The 14,996-nt window shown below is 72.1% G+C and carries 17 protein-coding genes and 1 pseudogene; 13 read left to right on the top strand and 5 right to left on the bottom strand.

What is annotated here, in order from left to right:
• Nucleotides 1-81: 81 nt before the first annotated feature.
• From ACFQ9Z_RS24460 to ACFQ9Z_RS24435, 6 genes and pseudogenes are all read left to right on the top strand, one after another.
• The gene (locus ACFQ9Z_RS24460; protein WP_383022495.1) at nt 82-321 is read left to right on the top strand and encodes a chaplin; all 240 of its coding nucleotides are present in this window, start codon (nt 82-84) and stop codon (nt 319-321) included.
• A gap of 171 nt (nt 322-492) precedes the next feature.
• Complete coding sequence (locus ACFQ9Z_RS24455) at nt 493-1,467, top strand: hypothetical protein (RefSeq protein WP_383022493.1); 975 nt, start codon at nt 493-495, stop codon at nt 1,465-1,467.
• Between the two features lie 178 nt (nt 1,468-1,645).
• Nucleotides 1,646-1,936 carry a hypothetical protein gene (locus ACFQ9Z_RS24450; RefSeq protein WP_383022490.1) on the top strand — a complete coding sequence of 97 codons (291 nt, stop codon included), beginning with the start codon at nt 1,646-1,648 and terminating at the stop codon, nt 1,934-1,936.
• Between the two features lie 159 nt (nt 1,937-2,095).
• A pseudogene (locus ACFQ9Z_RS24445) lies at nt 2,096-2,588 on the top strand (DUF5949 family protein).
• A 180-nt stretch (nt 2,589-2,768) separates the two neighbouring features.
• Complete coding sequence (locus ACFQ9Z_RS24440; protein ID WP_383022487.1) at nt 2,769-3,257, top strand: tyrosinase family oxidase copper chaperone; 489 nt, start codon at nt 2,769-2,771, stop codon at nt 3,255-3,257.
• Nucleotides 3,241-4,107: a tyrosinase family protein gene (locus ACFQ9Z_RS24435; protein WP_383022484.1), complete on the top strand. Its 867-nt coding sequence runs from the start codon at nt 3,241-3,243 to the stop codon at nt 4,105-4,107. Before ACFQ9Z_RS24440 ends, ACFQ9Z_RS24435 begins: the two co-directional genes overlap by 17 nt.
• A 78-nt stretch (nt 4,108-4,185) precedes the next feature.
• Here ACFQ9Z_RS24435 and ACFQ9Z_RS24430 read toward each other — a convergent pair whose 3' ends face one another.
• Complete coding sequence (locus ACFQ9Z_RS24430; protein ID WP_383022482.1) at nt 4,186-4,476, bottom strand: chaplin; 291 nt, start codon at nt 4,474-4,476, stop codon at nt 4,186-4,188.
• A gap of 340 nt (nt 4,477-4,816) precedes the next feature.
• Between ACFQ9Z_RS24430 and ACFQ9Z_RS24425 the strand changes: the two genes are divergently transcribed.
• A complete protein-coding gene (locus ACFQ9Z_RS24425; RefSeq protein ID WP_383022478.1) occupies nt 4,817-5,497 on the top strand; it encodes a DUF2087 domain-containing protein in 681 nt (226 codons plus the stop codon).
• An 88-nt stretch (nt 5,498-5,585) separates the two neighbouring features.
• Here ACFQ9Z_RS24425 and ACFQ9Z_RS24420 read toward each other — a convergent pair whose 3' ends face one another.
• A complete protein-coding gene (locus ACFQ9Z_RS24420) occupies nt 5,586-6,545 on the bottom strand; it encodes a D-2-hydroxyacid dehydrogenase family protein (protein WP_383022476.1) in 960 nt (319 codons plus the stop codon).
• Between the two features lie 206 nt (nt 6,546-6,751).
• Between ACFQ9Z_RS24420 and ACFQ9Z_RS24415 the strand changes: the two genes are divergently transcribed.
• On the top strand, nt 6,752-8,764 hold the full coding sequence (locus tag ACFQ9Z_RS24415) for a hypothetical protein (RefSeq protein WP_383022474.1): 2,013 nt from the start codon (nt 6,752-6,754) through the stop codon (nt 8,762-8,764).
• Between the two features lie 92 nt (nt 8,765-8,856).
• The gene (locus ACFQ9Z_RS24410; protein WP_383022472.1) at nt 8,857-9,261 is read left to right on the top strand and encodes a hypothetical protein; all 405 of its coding nucleotides are present in this window, start codon (nt 8,857-8,859) and stop codon (nt 9,259-9,261) included.
• Between the two features lie 231 nt (nt 9,262-9,492).
• On the opposite strand, the gene ACFQ9Z_RS24405 is transcribed toward ACFQ9Z_RS24410, so the two are convergent.
• Together ACFQ9Z_RS24405 and ACFQ9Z_RS24400 are read right to left on the bottom strand one after the other, a co-directional pair.
• A complete protein-coding gene (locus tag ACFQ9Z_RS24405; RefSeq protein WP_383022470.1) occupies nt 9,493-10,110 on the bottom strand; it encodes a TOPRIM nucleotidyl transferase/hydrolase domain-containing protein in 618 nt (205 codons plus the stop codon).
• Between the two features lie 107 nt (nt 10,111-10,217).
• Nucleotides 10,218-10,667, bottom strand: coding sequence for a DUF2690 domain-containing protein (locus ACFQ9Z_RS24400; protein ID WP_383022467.1), 450 nt, complete (start codon nt 10,665-10,667; stop codon nt 10,218-10,220).
• Between the two features lie 378 nt (nt 10,668-11,045).
• On the opposite strand from ACFQ9Z_RS24400, the gene ACFQ9Z_RS24395 reads away from it, so the two are divergent.
• The 4 genes from ACFQ9Z_RS24395 (at nt 11,046) to ACFQ9Z_RS24380 (ending at nt 14,103) form a co-directional block, all read left to right on the top strand.
• Nucleotides 11,046-11,330, top strand: a complete 285-nt coding sequence (locus tag ACFQ9Z_RS24395) for an antibiotic biosynthesis monooxygenase (RefSeq protein WP_383022465.1) — start codon at nt 11,046-11,048, stop codon at nt 11,328-11,330.
• Nucleotides 11,331-11,473: 143 nt separating this feature from the next.
• Nucleotides 11,474-11,878, top strand: a complete 405-nt coding sequence (locus ACFQ9Z_RS24390) for a DUF6416 domain-containing protein (protein ID WP_383022463.1) — start codon at nt 11,474-11,476, stop codon at nt 11,876-11,878.
• Nucleotides 11,879-12,065: 187 nt separating this feature from the next.
• The gene (locus tag ACFQ9Z_RS24385; protein WP_383022461.1) at nt 12,066-12,350 is read left to right on the top strand and encodes a hypothetical protein; all 285 of its coding nucleotides are present in this window, start codon (nt 12,066-12,068) and stop codon (nt 12,348-12,350) included.
• Between the two features lie 607 nt (nt 12,351-12,957).
• Nucleotides 12,958-14,103: a hypothetical protein gene (locus ACFQ9Z_RS24380; protein ID WP_383022458.1), complete on the top strand. Its 1,146-nt coding sequence runs from the start codon at nt 12,958-12,960 to the stop codon at nt 14,101-14,103.
• 65 nt (nt 14,104-14,168) lie between these two features.
• Here ACFQ9Z_RS24380 and ACFQ9Z_RS24375 read toward each other — a convergent pair whose 3' ends face one another.
• Nucleotides 14,169-14,900: a transposase gene (locus ACFQ9Z_RS24375; RefSeq protein WP_383023071.1), complete on the bottom strand. Its 732-nt coding sequence runs from the start codon at nt 14,898-14,900 to the stop codon at nt 14,169-14,171.
• Between the last annotated feature and the right edge of the window lie 96 nt (nt 14,901-14,996).

Below are 14,996 nucleotides of genomic sequence, written 5' to 3'. Positions count from 1 at the left end.
GAACCCCGGCCGCTGCCACGCGTTGACACAGCGCTGGGCATTCCGCCCGGATGTGTGTCGATCCCCAAGGAGCACTTCTCCATGTCGCGTATCGCGAAGGGTCTGGTTCTGACCTCCGCCGCCGTCGCGGCCGTCGCCGGCGGCGTCGGCGTGGCCGCCGCCGACTCGGGTGCGGACGGCCTCGCCGCCAACTCCCCGGGCGTGCTGTCGGGCAACGTCATCGAGGCCCCGATCCACGTGCCGGTCAACGTCTGCGGCGACACCGTCGACGTCATCGGCCTGCTGAACCCCGCGTTCGGCAGCGGCTGCGAAAGCGACTGACGCCGGGACCCGCCCCTTCGCCGGCCGTCCGCCCGTGTCTCGCGCACGGACGGGCGGCCGGTTCGCGTACCGCCTCCCCCGGATGCTCCACTCGGGCCGGTGAGCGGTTGCGGTGCGCCACCGGCGGTCCAACGGTGGGCTGAGACCCCAGTCCCGCCGAAAGGAACCCGCATGCGTGCGCTGCCCCCGAGCCGTCTCACGTCCGCCGCCCTCTGCGCCGCCCTCCTGGTCGGCATCGCCGGCTCGGCCGCCGTCGCCACCGACCTGGCCGGGGAGCGCACCCGGACGGCCCGGCACCCGGCCGTGCCCGGCGCCGACGCGCTGCTCGCCCGCATCAGAGCGCTCAGCGACACCGGCTCCGTCCCCGCGCCGGTAGCGGAACTGCTCGAACGATCGCTCAGGGAAGGCCGGCTGACGCCGGGTGAGGCCCACCGGCTCGGCGTGGCGGCCAAGCGCGCCGTCACCGGGGCGGCCACCGGGGCTCCGGCGGCCGCCGCCGCGCCGACCGCCGCCGCCGCGCCCGCCAAGCCGCTCACGGCGATGACGCCCACGGCGCCGGCGGCCACACCCACCAATGCCGTGACGCCCTCCGCCGACGCGTCGCTGTCCACCGCCGCGTCGCCCTCCATGGCCGCCAGGCCCCCGGCGGCGACGCCTTCCGCGCCGGCGAGGCCTTCCGCGCCGGTGAGGCCTTCCGCTGCCATGTCTTCCGCGCCGGCGAGGCCTTCCGCCGCCACGCCTTCCGCGCCGCTGAGGCCCCCCGCTGCCACGCCTTCCACGGCGGCCGGTGCCGCGGTTCCCGCCGCGCCTGCCGGGTCCGCCGCCGGCGCCATGAGCCAGACCCTCGGCCTGCCCGCCCCCGCACCGACCCCGCCGGCCGCCGACGGCTCCGCACGCCTGGCGGGGCCCGTCGCCCGGGACGCCGCGAGCGACGCGCTCGCCAAGCTGACCGGCGCGATCGACGCCCTGGTCAAGGCCGTCGTCTCCAGCCTCGACGACGTACTGCCCGCCGCCACCGGTGTGGTGAACGGCCTGTTGGGCCTGCTCAAGCCGGTCCTCCCGGGCGCCGGGACACTTACCCCCACCCCCGCCCCGAGCCCGGCCCTGCCCAGCCTCCCGGCGGCCCCGGCGCTCCCGGCCGGGTGACGGCTCCCACGCCTGAGTCCCGGCCGTCGTGCCCGCCGGCGCACGGCGGCCGGGGCTTCGCGCTGCCCGGCGGCATCTCATATGCCTTTTCGGTACGGGGTTTCCGGCGTGGAGGCCACTCGTTGGACACGGTGTCAGATCGCCCCGGGTGACGTGAGTTGCCGAAGGAAGGAACACGATGAAGTCCCTGAAGGCCGCCGCTGTCATTGCCGGTTCCATGGCCATCGTCGGCGCCGCCGCGCCCGCGTTCGCCCAGAACTCGGCCGACCTCAGGCCCACCAGCCTCAACGGCGCGGTGGACACGCTCACCCACCACCCCCTCACCGTGCACGACGTGATGCCGCTCCAGCACCAGTCGGACGCGCTCAGCACCGAGAACAAGGACTCCGTCCTGCACACGGTCAAGGACGCCACCACCGCCGTGAACCAGCAGAACCCGCTGCTCGGCGGCATGCCCCTGCGAGGCTGACACCGGCGGCGCGCCGGAACCGGGACGGTACCCGCACCCCGCGGGACCGGCCTTGTGTTCGAGGCCACTTCCCCCGATCGTGTGAAGCGGTCTCCGGCGCTGGGCCGATGGGGTGAGAGACCGCAGGGCCGCGCCGCACCCCGTCGGCAGGGTCGCGCGGTGACCTCGACGTCGAGCGCGAGCCCCGTCCACCTCGCCGACCTCGGCACGCTCGTCGTCCTGGCCCGGAGCGGCGAGGCCCCGGACGGCACCGACATGCCTATCTGCTGGGCTACTCGCTCGGGGACCCCGAGGGCGGCCCGGAGGTGACGGCCGCCGCGGTCGAGCGTCTGCTGACGGGCAACGGCCTTCCGGTCGGCGGCGGCCTGGTGGACGGCGCCGACCGGCCCAGCCTGCCCGTCACCCTGCGGGTCGAGGCGGGTCAGGCCGTCGTCAGCATGCCGCACCGGTCGCGCAGGCCGACGCCCCGCCGGAGTGGCTCGCCGCCGTCGCCGCACGCGGCCACGCCTACCTGGTCCTCACCGCCCGTGCCTGGCCCGCGGGCGAACCCGGCAAGGTGGTGGGACCGGCCGCGCCGGCCGCGTTCGCCGGCGCCGAGGAGACCACGGCCGCAGCCCACGTCAGCCTGCCGGCCCGCCGCCTGCGCGGCTGACACCGGCCGGCCCGCCCGGCCCACCGCCGCGCCGACGAACCGACCGGTCACCGACCGGCGCGCCGGGGCAGCCGGCCGCGTCCCGCCCCCCGCGTACCGCCGGATGGCCCTCACCGGTGACTCGGCACCGGTCCCGCCGGTTACCGATACGGACATCGGATCCCGATCGAGGAGTGAGAGATGGTCGTCGGTGCCGGAGGCGTCGCGGTGGGGGCGAATCAGCAGGTGGCGGCGGGCGGCCGCAGAACGTCCCGCAGAGAGGCGGCCCGGGCGCTGCTGGCCACCGGCGCGGCCCTGGCGCTCGCCCCGGTCGTCGCCGCGTCGCGCCCCCTGCCGGCCGGGCAAGGCGGCGGGCGCGGCTCCTTCGACGAGACCTACCGGGGCCGCCGCATCCAGGGCGCCCTGGTGCCGATCGCCGGACGGCGCGCGACCGACGGCGACTGGGAGGTCACCATCGACGGCCACCCGCTGCACCTGATGCGCCGGGCCGACGGCACCTGGCTCAGCATGGTCGACCACTACGGCTCGTACCCGACCGCGCTGGAGGCGACCCGCGCGGCGGTCGACGAGATCGGTCCCGGACAGCACCTGCGCGACCTAGCCCCGGGTCCGGTCGGCGGCGGGATGGCCGGACACCACATGGGAGGGCCGCATGGCGTACGTGCGTAAGGACGTCAGCACGCTCACCCGCACCGAGCGCCGCCGGTTCGTCAACGCCCTGCTGGAGCTGAAACGGCGCGGCGAGTACGACGAGTTCGTGCGCATGCACATCGACCACTACGCCGCCGACGGCGAGACCGGGCTGCGCACCGCCCACATGGCCCCGTCCTTCCTGCCCTGGCACCGCAGGTTCCTGCTGGACCTGGAGCGGGCGCTGCACCGGGTGGACTCCTCGGTGACGGTGCCGTACTGGGACTGGACCCGCAACCGCACGAAGACCTCCGTGCCCTGGACGGCGGACCTGCTCGGCGGCGACGGACGGCGCTCCGACCGGCAGGTGATGACCGGCCCGTTCGCGTACTCGGCGGGACACTGGACCATCAGGGTGGGGGTCACGGACGGCAAGTTCCTCACCCGGGACCTGGGCCGTGCCGCCAACCCCATCGCCCTGCCCACCAGGAGCCAGTTGCAGGTGGCCCTCGACGACCCCGTCTACGACGCCAGGCCATGGGACTCGACGGCCACCACCGGGTTCCGCAACAAGCTGGAGGGCTGGGGGGCCGGCAGCGGCAGCGCCTCCTGGCGCAACCACAACCGGGTGCACCGCTGGGTCGGCGGCGTGATGCTCGGCGGCGCCTCCGTCAACGACCCGGTGTTCTGGCTGCACCACGCCTTCCTCGACCTGCAGTGGCACCGGTGGCAGCTCGCTCACCGCAACCACCGCTACCTGCCCGCGAGTCCGCCGCCCTCGGGGGACCGGCAGCACGGGCGGATCGTCGCCCGGTTCCAGAAGCTGCCGCCCTGGGACGTGACGCCGGACCAGCTCGAGGACGTGAGCGGGGTCTACCGGTACGCGTGAGGCGTGAGAGCGGCGCGGACACGGCGAAGGGCCCCGGCGCTCGAGGTGCCGGGGCCCTTCGCCGTACGTGCGGCCTGATCAGTTGCCGTAGCCGCCGGAGCCGGATTCGCCCGGGTGCCCCTTGTGGCCGCCGACGTCGCCGCAGACGTCGCCGAACGCGGGGTTCAGCAGGCCGACGACGTCGGCCGTGTTCCCGCACACGTTCACCGGGACGTGCACCGGAACCTGGACCGCGTTTCCGGACAGCACTCCGGCCGAGCCGAGGGCTCCGCCCTCGGCGCCCGCGTCGGCCAGGGCGAGGCCGGCGCCGCCGATCACCACGGCGCCCGTGCCGAGAGCGACGGCGGCCGCCTTCGCGATGCGAGACATCAGGTTCTCCTTATTGCTCGGGGGGACGGCGGCAGGACCAGCCGCCGCACTTCCCGTTCAACGGCCCGGCCGGTGGCGGGTCACGCCGGTCCACGGGGGATCACCCGATCAACGGGGCGCGCGGACGGAGGCGCCCGGCGAGGCGCCGGGGCGGCAGCCGGGAGGCGCCCCACCGGGCTGTCCGCCTGGCCGTCGGGGCCGTGCTCGGGAGGTGCCGAGCCGGGCTGTCCGCCTGGCCGTCGGGGCCGTGCTCGGGAGGTGCCGAGCCGGGCTGTCCGCCTGGCCGTCGGGGCCGCAATCGGGAGGCGCCACGCCGGGCCGCCCGCCTAACCTCCGGGCCATGACCACCGACTCAGGCACCGACACCGACACAGCCGCCGACTCAGTCACCGAAGCCGACCCGGGAAACGAGACCGGCACAGCAGCCGACCCGGGCGAGGGAGCCGGCGCGGCAGCCGCCCCGGGGAACGGTGACTGCGAGGGCCCGGGCGAGCGGGCCCGGCAGATCGTCGGGCTGCTGGCGGAGGAGCGCCGGCTGCGCGCCCTCGCTGCCGTGGCCCTGGGCGCGGAGACACCCGAACGGGTCGCCGAGGCGGCCGGACTGTCCGCGAAGGACACGGCGCTCGCGCTGCTCCGGCTGCGCGAGCGGGGGGCGGTGACGGACGGTCCGGCGGGAGCACTCGCCGTCTCCTACGGCCTCTTCCGCGAACTGGCCCGGCGGGAGCGCCCCGCGCCACGGGCCGGGAACGGACCGGACGCCGTCCTAGGCACCTTCGTACGGAACGGGCGGCTGGTACGGCTGCCCGCCCAGTGGGCCCGGAAGAAGCTGGTGCTGCGGCACATCGCCGAGCAGACCTTCGAACCGGGCGTCGCCTACCCGGAACGGGTCGTGAACGAGCGCCTGCGGGCCTGGTGCGAGAACTCCGACGCCACCGACCATGTGACGCTCCGGCGCTACCTGGTGGACCTCCACCACCTCCACCGGAGCGAAGGGATCTACCGCCGCCCGGAAGCCGGCTGAGGCGGCCGGGCGCCCGCCGCCGTACCCGGAGGCCTCAGAACAGGCGCCTTGTCCGGAGGTCTCAGGACAGCGTCCTCGTCCGGAGGTCTCAGGGCAGCCGGCGTACCGGCGAGCCCGCCAGGTACGCCTGTATGTCCTCCACCGCCTGGCCGTAGTACGTCGCGTAGTTGGCCCGCGACACGTAGCCGAGGTGGGGCGTGGCGAGGAGGCGGGGCGCGGTGCGCACCGGGTGGGACGGGGGCAGCGGCTCGACGTCGAAGACGTCCACCCCGGCACCGGCGATCCGGCCCTCGTGCAGCGCGGCCAGCAGGGCGTCCTGGTCGACGATCGCCGCGCGGGACGTGTTGACGAGGTAGGCGGTCGGCTTCATGAGGGCGAGTTCGGCGGCGCCGAGCAGACCCCGGGTGCGCTCGCCGAGCGCCAGGTGGACGGAGACGAAGTCACTGGCCGCCAGGAGCTCCTCCTTGCCGGCGGCCAGTTCCACGCCGGCCTCCTCGGCGCGCTCCGCCGTCAGGTTCTGGCTCCAGGCGCTCACCCGCATGCCGAAGGCGAGCCCGACCGCCGCCACCCGGCTGCCGATCTTCCCCAGTCCGAGCAGCCCGAGCCGGCGGCCGTGCAGGTCGGCGCCGACGGTGGACTGCCAGGGCCCGCCCGAGCGCAGCGCGCCGCTCTCCTCGACGATCCCGCGCGCCAGGCCCAGCAGCAGCGCCCAGGTCAGCTCCACGGGAGGCGTCGGTGAACTCGCCGTACCGCACACGGTGACCCCGTGCGCCTCGGCGGCGGCGTAGTCGATGACGCTGTTGCGCATCCCGGAGGCGACGAGCAGCTTCAGCCGGGGCAGCCGGGCGATCAGCGATCCCGGGAAGGGGACGCGCTCGCGCAGGGTGACGACGATGTCGTAGCCGGCGAGGGCCGCGGCGACGGCGTCCTCGCCCTCGATGTGCTCGCGCAGCGCGACGACCTCCACCCGGTCCCCGAGCACCGACCAGTCGGCGCAGGCGGTGGCCGCCCCCTGGTAGTCGTCCAGCACCGCGCAGCGAAGTCGCACGTGTCCTCTCCCTTCCCCGCGGCGACTGTACCCGCCGGTCGCTGGACCTGACGCGGACGCAAATAAGTGCCTATACCCAGGGAAACGGAATCTGAACTCCTTCTTTCCGTCAGGTGTACAACTTCTCACCTTCCTCTTGTGTCGAACAGGCGAACAACGGCGTTTGCCCCGACGTGCACGCCTGTCCGGAAGAGGGAACCTTGCCCATGACGATCCGTCGGTTGTGCGGTGCCCTGCGCGTGCGCGGGGTGACCGAGCTGTTTCTCGTGCTCCTGCTCGGCGCCGCCTTCGCCGCGCTGCCCGTCTTCGCACTGCTGCCCGACTGGCGGGGCTTCGCCGTGGCGTCGGCGGTGACGTACGTCGTGGACGAGGTGCTGCACTCCAGGGCCCCGGGCTTCGTGCGCAGGCTCGCGACGCTGCAGCTCACCAGACCGCTGCGGTTCGCCGTGCGCACGGTGATGCTGCTCGCGCTGGCCAGCCGGATGGACGCGCCGGAGGCGGTGCTGGTGACCGCGCTCGCCGTCTTCAGCGTCCACTTCGCGATGATGATGCTGTACACGGCGGTGCATCACGCCATCCGCCGGCGCCGCGTGCTGCCGCTGGTCGTGCGCAACCTGGACATGAGCGGGCTGCCCATACCCGAGCAGCCGCCCGCCCTCCTCAACCGGCGCTTCCTGCGCAAGCTCCTCCACCTCGACCTGCCGGCCCACGCCGGTCTCGTCGCCGCGCTGGCGGCAGGTTCCCGGCAGCCGGCGTACGTGGGCTTCGCCGTCACCGTCGCGGTGACCGCGGCGGGTGTCGTCGCGCTGCTGGACCAGTACCGCAGGGTCCGCCGCATGCCCGCCACGGAGGAGGTTTTCGCCGAGGTCAACCGTCAACTGGACGGGTACCGACCCGAGGTGGCGCTCTACTTCAGCTTCGCCTCCGTCTCCCGTGACTTCATGTATCAGGTCAACATGTGGATCGAGACGCTCGAGCAGCTCGACCTGCGCCCGGTGATCATCCTCCGGGAGCGCGCCTCGTTCCGTTACCTCAGCCGCACCTGGATCCCGGTGGTCTGCGTGCCCAAGGCCGACGACCTGGCAGAACTCGAGCTGTCCGGCGTGCGCGTCGTGCTCTACCCGGGCAACGCGGGCAAGAACGTGCACATGCTGCGCGTCGCAGAGGCCAAACACGTCTTCATCGGCCACGGCGACAGCGACAAGCTCGCCAGCAGCAACCGGGTCAGCAAGGTGTACGACGAGATCTGGGTGGCCGGCCGGGCCGGCCGCGACCGCTACCAGCGGGTGCGGCACGCCATCAGCGACAGCGCCATCGTGGAGGTGGGCCGCCCCCAGCTCTCCCCGATCCGGCTGCACGCCGAGCACACCCCCGGCCCGCTGCCCGTCGTCCTCTACGCGCCCACTTGGGAGGGCTGGAGCGACGACGACTGCCACACCTCGCTCATCCCGATGGGCGTGCGCATGATCGAGAAGCTGCTCGCCGAGAACGTCCGGGTCATCTACAAGCCGCACCCGCTCACCGGCAAGCGCTCGGCCGAGGCGGCCGAGGCCGACAAGGCGATCCGCGAACTGCTGCGCGCCGACAACGAGCGGCGCGGCGCCGCCGAGGCGGAGGCCGCGGCCGCCGCCGCCAGGCCCCGGCTGAAGGAGATCCAGGCCCGCCTCGACGAGCTGGCCGGCCGGCTCGGCGGCGACGACGCCGAGCAGGTGCGCGAGTCCCGGGTGCCGGACCGCGAGGGCGGGGCCGAGTGGCAGGAGCTGCGCGCCGAGTGGCACCGGATCTACTGGGAGGCCCGGGGCCCGGTCCGCCACAACGTGATCCTCAAGCAGCTCCCCACCCTCTACGAGTGCTTCAACCAGGCGGACATCCTCATCAGCGACGTCTCCTCGGTGGTCGCCGACTTCGTGGCCAGCCTCAAGCCGTACGTCCTGACGAACGCCCACGACCTGCCCGACCACGAGTTCCGGGCCGCCTACACCACGGCCGGCGGCGCCTACCTCCTCGACAGCGAGTGCGCCCGCCTGACGGAGATCCTGGACTCGGTCCGCGCCCCGCACACCGACCCCATGGTGCTGGACCGCCGCACCCTCAAGGAGTACGTCCTGGGCCCGGACCACCCGACCTCCACGGAGCGCTTCAACGCGGCCGTGAACGCCCTGGCCGCGAAGGCGGCGGCGGAGCGCGCGGAGGAGCCGGCCCCGGAACTGGCGGCCTGACCCGAGCGCGGCGGTCGGGGCGCTGACGTACTCGGGGGGAGCTGAGTACATGCGCCCTGTTCGCCGGTCGGGCCGGCCGGAACGCTTGGCCCATGAGCAGAGAACCGCGCAAGCCCGCCCTCCAGTTGCTGTCGATACTCGTGCTGGCCGGCGTGTCGATGGCGTTGTGGGCCGCCTGGCTGGGCTGGGACCAGCACCGGGACGTCCACCCCGACGGCTCCGAGACCGGCCCGTACCAGGCGTGGCAGGTCATCGGGCTCGTGCTGACCCTCCTGGTGCCGGTCTGCTGGGCGGCGTACCGGCACTACGTCGCGGCCGCGGTGCTCGGCACCTCGGCCGGCCTGACCATCGCCGCGTACTACGACTGGTCGGACGACTCCAGCGGCCTCTTCGTCGTCGGCGTGGGCCTGGTGATGATGGGCAGCCTCCTCGGGACCACCGTCGTCTCCGCCGTGATCACCGCAGCCATCCGGGACGACCGACGGGCCGGAGTCTGAGCAGGGGGGCCGGGGCTGGGGCCTGGGTACGGGGCTGGGGCCTGGGTACGGGGGCCTGAGTACGGGGGCCTGAGTCCGAACGCGGTGGCCCGGAGCCGGAGCACCCTGGCCCGGGGTCGTAGCACCGCGGGCGTTGGTCCGAAGGCGGCGTGCCGGAGCCAGAGCACCGCGGGCGCTGGTCCGAAGGCGGCTGGCCGGACCGTCGGCGGTCGGGGCCGTGCGCCCGGTCGCTCAGAGGGCGGCGAGCAGACCGTCGAGCGGCGCGGGCACCCGCTGCTCCTCAAGTGCTTCCACGAGCACCCGCCCGTAGTGGATCTTCCGCCCCTTCTTGGTGCCGAAGAAGCGCCGCAACTGCTGCTGAGCGGTACGGTCCCGCTGCGCGGGCTGACGGAGGAAGGTCTCCAGCGCCCGTTCGTCGCCCTCGGCACGGACGACTTCCGCGACCCGCGCCACGCCGAGCGCGCGGATCAGCTCGTCCTCCAGATCCGCCGAGCAGACGAAGAACCCCTGCCACGCCGCACCGGCACGCTCGAGCCCGCGGACGTAGAAACCACGCTCCGCCTCGTCGCACAGCCCCGTGAGGCGCAGCCCCAGCCCCGGCGGCCCGAGGACCCGGGCGAAGTGCCCGACGCTCATGGCGCCGCCCATCGACACCACGCAGACCCCTTCGGCCGCCAGATCCCGCTCCCGGCGCCCGGCGAGAGCACTGACCGCCGCGACGTCGCTGGGCCCCTCTAGCAGCACGGCCACCCGCACGGACAACCGCTCGGCCAGTTCCCGAGCGGGCTCCCCGTCCCCTCCGGCCGCCCACACACCGACCGCGTCCCGGAACGCCCCCATGTCAGCCACGCCCCGAGTCTCCGTCGTCGCACTACCGGCCCGCCACGCGATTGACAGGACTGACGGCCCGTATCCAGGCCGTGAACGGCGAACGGATACGGGCCGCGGGCAACGCACTAGAACTTGCTGCTGCACTCCAGCGGGTACAGGTCGCTGTCGAAGCGGACGCACACGCGGTACTTGTACTCCGGTCCGCCGAGCATGTTCGACCAGTCGGTCTTGCCGTAGCCCGGCGTCCGCACGGACAGGGACTTCAGCAGCTTGCCGTCGAGGCTCCACTTCTCGATGGTCGCGGTGGAGTCGTAGACCGACGGGTCCGCGTTGTTCTTGATCCGCACCCAGCCGGCCAGGCAGTCGGCCGACCAGCGCAGTTCCGCCACCCGGCCGTTGCTGTCCACCTTGCGCTTGGTGGAACTGCTGTCGTCGCACTTGTAGGTGGCCGGGCCCTTGTTGTCGCACCCGGCACCGGAACACCCGGCGGCGTACGACGTACCGGCGAGCGGAACCATCGACAGCGTCGCCGCCGCCACACCGACGAGCGCCAGCCTTGCTGTGGTCTTGCGCATGCCTGAACTTCCCCCTCAGGAACAAGCGGTGTCCGGACTTCCCGTACGGCCCTGTGCCGCGACGCCGGACCCGCGGCGAAGCGCGCCCGGCTGGTCAGTGCCGTGCGCGCCGTCGGCTGACGATCCTCACACCGACCGGGCGAGTTTGATCAACATCGCCGTTCAAGTCAACGGGATTCCCCCAGCACCGGTGAATTCGGGCCGAGCTGGCCGAAAAGCGACCACGCGCAGCACCGGACGGCACTGCGACCGGACACTCGGCGACCCGGCCCGTGCGCCTGTCCGGGTGTCTTCGGGCAGTGCCGTGAGCGAAGAAGACGCGTCGAGGGGTATGTCGTTCCGGGCAGGGCAGCCCACGGATCCAGGAGGAGATCGGCTATGTACGCAGTGGTCCGGCGGTACGAAGGGGTGACGGATCCCGCCGAAGCAGGACGCCGGGTGGCCGAGGGATTCGTTCCGATCCTCCGCCAGGTTCCCGGCTTCGTTGCCTACTACTGGGTCGACGCCGGGAACGGAGTGATGCTCTCCACCAGCGTCTACGAGGACCGGGCCGGGGCCGAGGAGTCGGTCGAGCGAGCGGCGGACTTCGTACGGGACCACCTGGCGTCGCTGCTTCCCAACTCACCCCAGGTGACCTCCGGCCAGGTCGTGGCCGCCGGCTAGCGAGCGGCAAGCTCGTCGGCAGAACCAGAACGGGGCGCCGACGGGGCGCCGTCGGGCCTTCGTCAGGGTTTCGACGCACAGCGCCCGGTCGGATCTGTACGGTGCGAACGACACACGCCAGGGACCGACTGTTGGGGGCGGGCATGACGCAGTATCTGTCTGAGGTTGACGCGCGGTGGGACCAGCACTCCGGTGAGGAGGGCCACTACGGGGCCCCGGAATGGGGTCCGGAGGACCTGGAGCGGGCCGCGGTGTTCTTGGCCGCACTGGCGCCGCAGGCCCGGCGGGTGTTCCAGTACATGCTGCGCAACCCCGGCCGGCGGATCCACTGCACGGAACTGGTGGACGAGGCCCTGGGCGGCCCGAACGAGAGTGATCCGGCGCAACGCGTGGCAGGTGTGCTGTCCGGGATGAGCAAGGGACACGGCGACAGCGAGCGGCGGCTCCCGTTCTACTGGTGGCAGGCCCCCAGGGGCAGCGCGGGTGCCACGTACGCCGTCCGCCCCTCGGTGGCAGCGGTCTTCTCGGCCGTTCAGCTCAGCGAGTGACGTCACCGCTTCCGGCGCTCGACAACGCTTCATCAGCGCACTGATCCGCGCCGGGTCCGCCTGGCCGTTGAGCTCGGCCATGACAGTATGCAGCCGCGTCGCCGCACCCGCTGCCCGGATCCGACGCCACTCCGAAGCAGAGGCCTCGGATACGGGAGGCTCCTGCCGGCCGTGCGACCGTAGGCGCATGAGGCTGTGGATGTCGTGGACGCTGGACGACGTGGGAAGCGCCGGCCAGATGGTGGATGATGTCGCGGCGGCCGTGAGGGCCCTGCACCACTCCGTGGAACAGGCACGGCGGGCCTTCGGCGCCGATCACGTGGCGTGGGGGAAGCTGAGGGACGAGGCGAACCGCGTGGCGGCCCAAGCGCTCGACGAGGGGCGCGCGGTCCTGGAGCGGGGCCAGACATGGTCTCTGACCCTGGGCGGTGTGTACGTCCAGCTGATCCCGCGAGAGCGCACGACCACATAGGTCGGCGGAGGCCCAGGACCCAGTCGGTCACTGCCGGAGGCGGACGTGCCGGGCGCCGGCTGATCTTCCCCGGTCGAGAACCTCGACGCGTGTGCGACACGGCCACCCGGGAAAGCCCGGCGACAGCCGGACAGCCTCGCAGTCCGCGCTTGATCACCGAGGCGGCGTCCGGGCTTCGCCCCATCGACTGGCACCTGCCCGGAACTGCGAAAAGCCCTCCCAGCGGGAGGGCTGAGGCTGAGCGCCCCCCGGCAGGACTCGAACCTGCGACACCCGCTTCAAGAGTTCGTTCCCCGTCATTCCCCGCTCGGTCCCAGGCGCTTGTGGTGCGGGGCCATCCGGCTACACCCAACGGTCTAAAGCGTCGATTGGTTCGAGGGGCTCTCGAAGGATGACCAACGCAAGTCGCCGGTAGGGCCACTCGTCCCTTCGGGTGGCGTGCGTGGGCCGCGCCGGTCACCGAGCGCGGCCATTGGACGGATACCGTGGCCTGTCCCGTACGTGTGTCGCCCGGCTGGGCGCAGCCTCCTTCTGTGGGCTGCGCCTCGGTGCACCCCTGACGGAAGCGGAGCGGGCACGGAATTCAACGGAATTCGTCGAGCCCCGCATGACACAGGAGAACGGGATGCACATGGGAGTGGTCAAGGGGACGCGCCCTCGGTGGGGGAGAGCCGCGGCGGTTGTAGCGGCAGCGGGGGCGATCTGCCTGGCCGAGGCAGGAGCGGCCGCGGCCGCCGATCACGACACCGTGGTTGACTGTAACCGCGATCCCAACGCCTTGGTGCTCGCCCTCAGCACTGCCCAGCCGGGATCGACGCTGCGGATCAAAGGCGTCTGCTTCGGCAACTTCGTCATCAACACCGATCTGAAGCTGGTCGGCGTGGACGACGCGGTTCTGGACGGCCATGAGACGGGCACCAGCGTGACGGTCAACTCGGCCCGGGTGGAGCTGAAAAACCTGACAATCATCCACGGCCACGCCGACAACGGTGGCGGTGTCCTGAACAACGGCGGCCGGGTGACGCTCGACGACTCAATCGTGCGCAACAACACCGTGAGCCAGGGCGGTGGCGGCATCGACAACCAAAACGGCACCCTGACATTGACCCGGTCGACAGTGCGCAACAACATCGCCAACGGCTCTTTCAGCTTCGGGGGCGGCATCAACAGTGACAAGGGCACCGTCACACTGGATCACTCAACGGTGAGCGACAACTTCGCGGGCGGCACTGTGGGAAGCCTCGGGGGAGGCATCGAGAACGGCCAGACGAACCTGAAACTGATCAGCTCCACGGTGAGCAACAACAGTGCCGTCGAGGCCGGCGGTATCGACACGTTCAACAAGAGCACCTTGACGCTCATCGACTCCACGGTGAGCAAGAACTCCGCGAGCACGTTGGACTCCGGCGGCATTCTCATCGAAACCACCAACACTTCGGCGACGCTGTCCCGTTCCAAAGTCCTCGACAACACCTCGGGCAGCAACGACGGCGGCGGCATCTACAACCAAAGCAAGACAACGCTGGAGGAGACGACGGTGAGTGGGAACATCGCCGGGCGCTTCGGCGGGGGCATCTACAACTCTCCCACCGGCAACCTCACACTCCGCCGCTCCACCGTCGAGCACAACACCGCCTACCAGGACGGCGGCGGCATCTACAACCTGGGCGTCGTGACGCTGCGCGACTCCGAGGTGCGCAAGAACCATCCCGACAATTGCGCCCCCACTCCGATCCCTGGCTGCAAGGGGTAAAGGCTGTCCCGTAACTGATCTTGTTGCCCGGCGAACGGCGGGGCGCCGGGCTGATTAGGGCGGGTTTACGCGGCGTGGAGCAGGTTGTGGAGACGGGCGATGCCGAGCATGGCGGTATGGACGCCGTCGCCCTTGAGGCGGCAGTCGCGAAGGATCTTCCAGGTCTTCATCCGCGCGAAGACGTGCTCGACGCGGGCGCGGACCTGCCTGTGCGAGTGGTTGTGCTCCTTCTTCCAGTCGCACAGCTCGCCGCCGGCCGGGCGCCGGTGCGGGATGACAAGTCCGGTGCCCCGATAGCCGCCGTCGGCGATGGTCGTCGTCTTGCCCACCGCGGCAGCGGCACCCGACTCGGTCCAGGCCTTGCAGTCATTGCGGTTGCCCGGCAGCGGGCGGCCCACGGCGACGACCAGGCGGGTGCCAGCGTCGACGACGACCTGGTGGTTGGTCGAGTAGCGATAGTTCTTCGACTGTGCGGCGGTGGAGCGGTCCCGGGTGGGCACCAGCGTGCCGTCCACTATCAGCACGGTGCCCCGGCGGAACCGGCTGCGGGACTTGAGCGCGAGCAGCGGGCCAATGTGCTGCAGCATGCGGTCAGCTGCCGACTTGGACACACCGAAGGGCGGCGCAAGCTGTCGCAACGTCAGGTTCGTCCGCCAGTAGGCAGCCACCAGTAGAACCCGGTCCTCAAGCGACAGTCCCCAGGGGCGTCCCGGACGTACTCCATCGGCGCCCTCTCGTCGCAGCGTCACGAGCAACGTGCGGAATTCCCGCGGAGTCAGCCCCGTGAACGGGAGTATTCACGAGGCTTCCGATGCGGTGATCACACGAGGCATCCCGTGATCTTCGCATCGGCCAGCAGAGTCCGGAGACAGGCAGCGGGGTCCCGGACGCTC

It is taken from the genome of Streptomyces sp. NPDC056580 (assembly GCF_042793175.1).
Lineage (GTDB): Bacteria > Actinomycetota > Actinomycetes > Streptomycetales > Streptomycetaceae > Streptomyces.
This window is presented reverse-complemented; position numbering and strand designations above follow the sequence as displayed.

Bases quoted from the DNA above. Each gene is read 5' to 3' on its own strand.
- ACFQ9Z_RS24450 (WP_383022490.1), top strand. From the start codon at position 1,646: ATGAAGTCCCTGAAGGCCGCCGCTGTCATTGCCGGTTCCATGGCCATC.
- ACFQ9Z_RS24425 (WP_383022478.1), top strand. From the start codon at position 4,817: ATGACCACCGACTCAGGCACCGACACCGACACAGCCGCCGACTCAGTC.
- ACFQ9Z_RS24385 (WP_383022461.1), top strand. From the start codon at position 12,066: ATGAGGCTGTGGATGTCGTGGACGCTGGACGACGTGGGAAGCGCCGGC.
- ACFQ9Z_RS24380 (WP_383022458.1), top strand. From the start codon at position 12,958: ATGACACAGGAGAACGGGATGCACATGGGAGTGGTCAAGGGGACGCGC.
- ACFQ9Z_RS24395 (WP_383022465.1), top strand. From the start codon at position 11,046: ATGTACGCAGTGGTCCGGCGGTACGAAGGGGTGACGGATCCCGCCGAA.
- ACFQ9Z_RS24435 (WP_383022484.1), top strand. From the start codon at position 3,241: ATGGCGTACGTGCGTAAGGACGTCAGCACGCTCACCCGCACCGAGCGC.
- ACFQ9Z_RS24400 (WP_383022467.1), bottom strand. From the start codon at position 10,667: ATGCGCAAGACCACAGCAAGGCTGGCGCTCGTCGGTGTGGCGGCGGCG.
- ACFQ9Z_RS24410 (WP_383022472.1), top strand. From the start codon at position 8,857: ATGAGCAGAGAACCGCGCAAGCCCGCCCTCCAGTTGCTGTCGATACTC.
- ACFQ9Z_RS24460 (WP_383022495.1), top strand. From the start codon at position 82: ATGTCGCGTATCGCGAAGGGTCTGGTTCTGACCTCCGCCGCCGTCGCG.
- ACFQ9Z_RS24455 (WP_383022493.1), top strand. From the start codon at position 493: ATGCGTGCGCTGCCCCCGAGCCGTCTCACGTCCGCCGCCCTCTGCGCC.
- ACFQ9Z_RS24415 (WP_383022474.1), top strand. From the start codon at position 6,752: ATGACGATCCGTCGGTTGTGCGGTGCCCTGCGCGTGCGCGGGGTGACC.
- ACFQ9Z_RS24430 (WP_383022482.1), bottom strand. From the start codon at position 4,476: ATGTCTCGCATCGCGAAGGCGGCCGCCGTCGCTCTCGGCACGGGCGCC.
- ACFQ9Z_RS24440 (WP_383022487.1), top strand. From the start codon at position 2,769: ATGGTCGTCGGTGCCGGAGGCGTCGCGGTGGGGGCGAATCAGCAGGTG.
- ACFQ9Z_RS24390 (WP_383022463.1), top strand. From the start codon at position 11,474: ATGACGCAGTATCTGTCTGAGGTTGACGCGCGGTGGGACCAGCACTCC.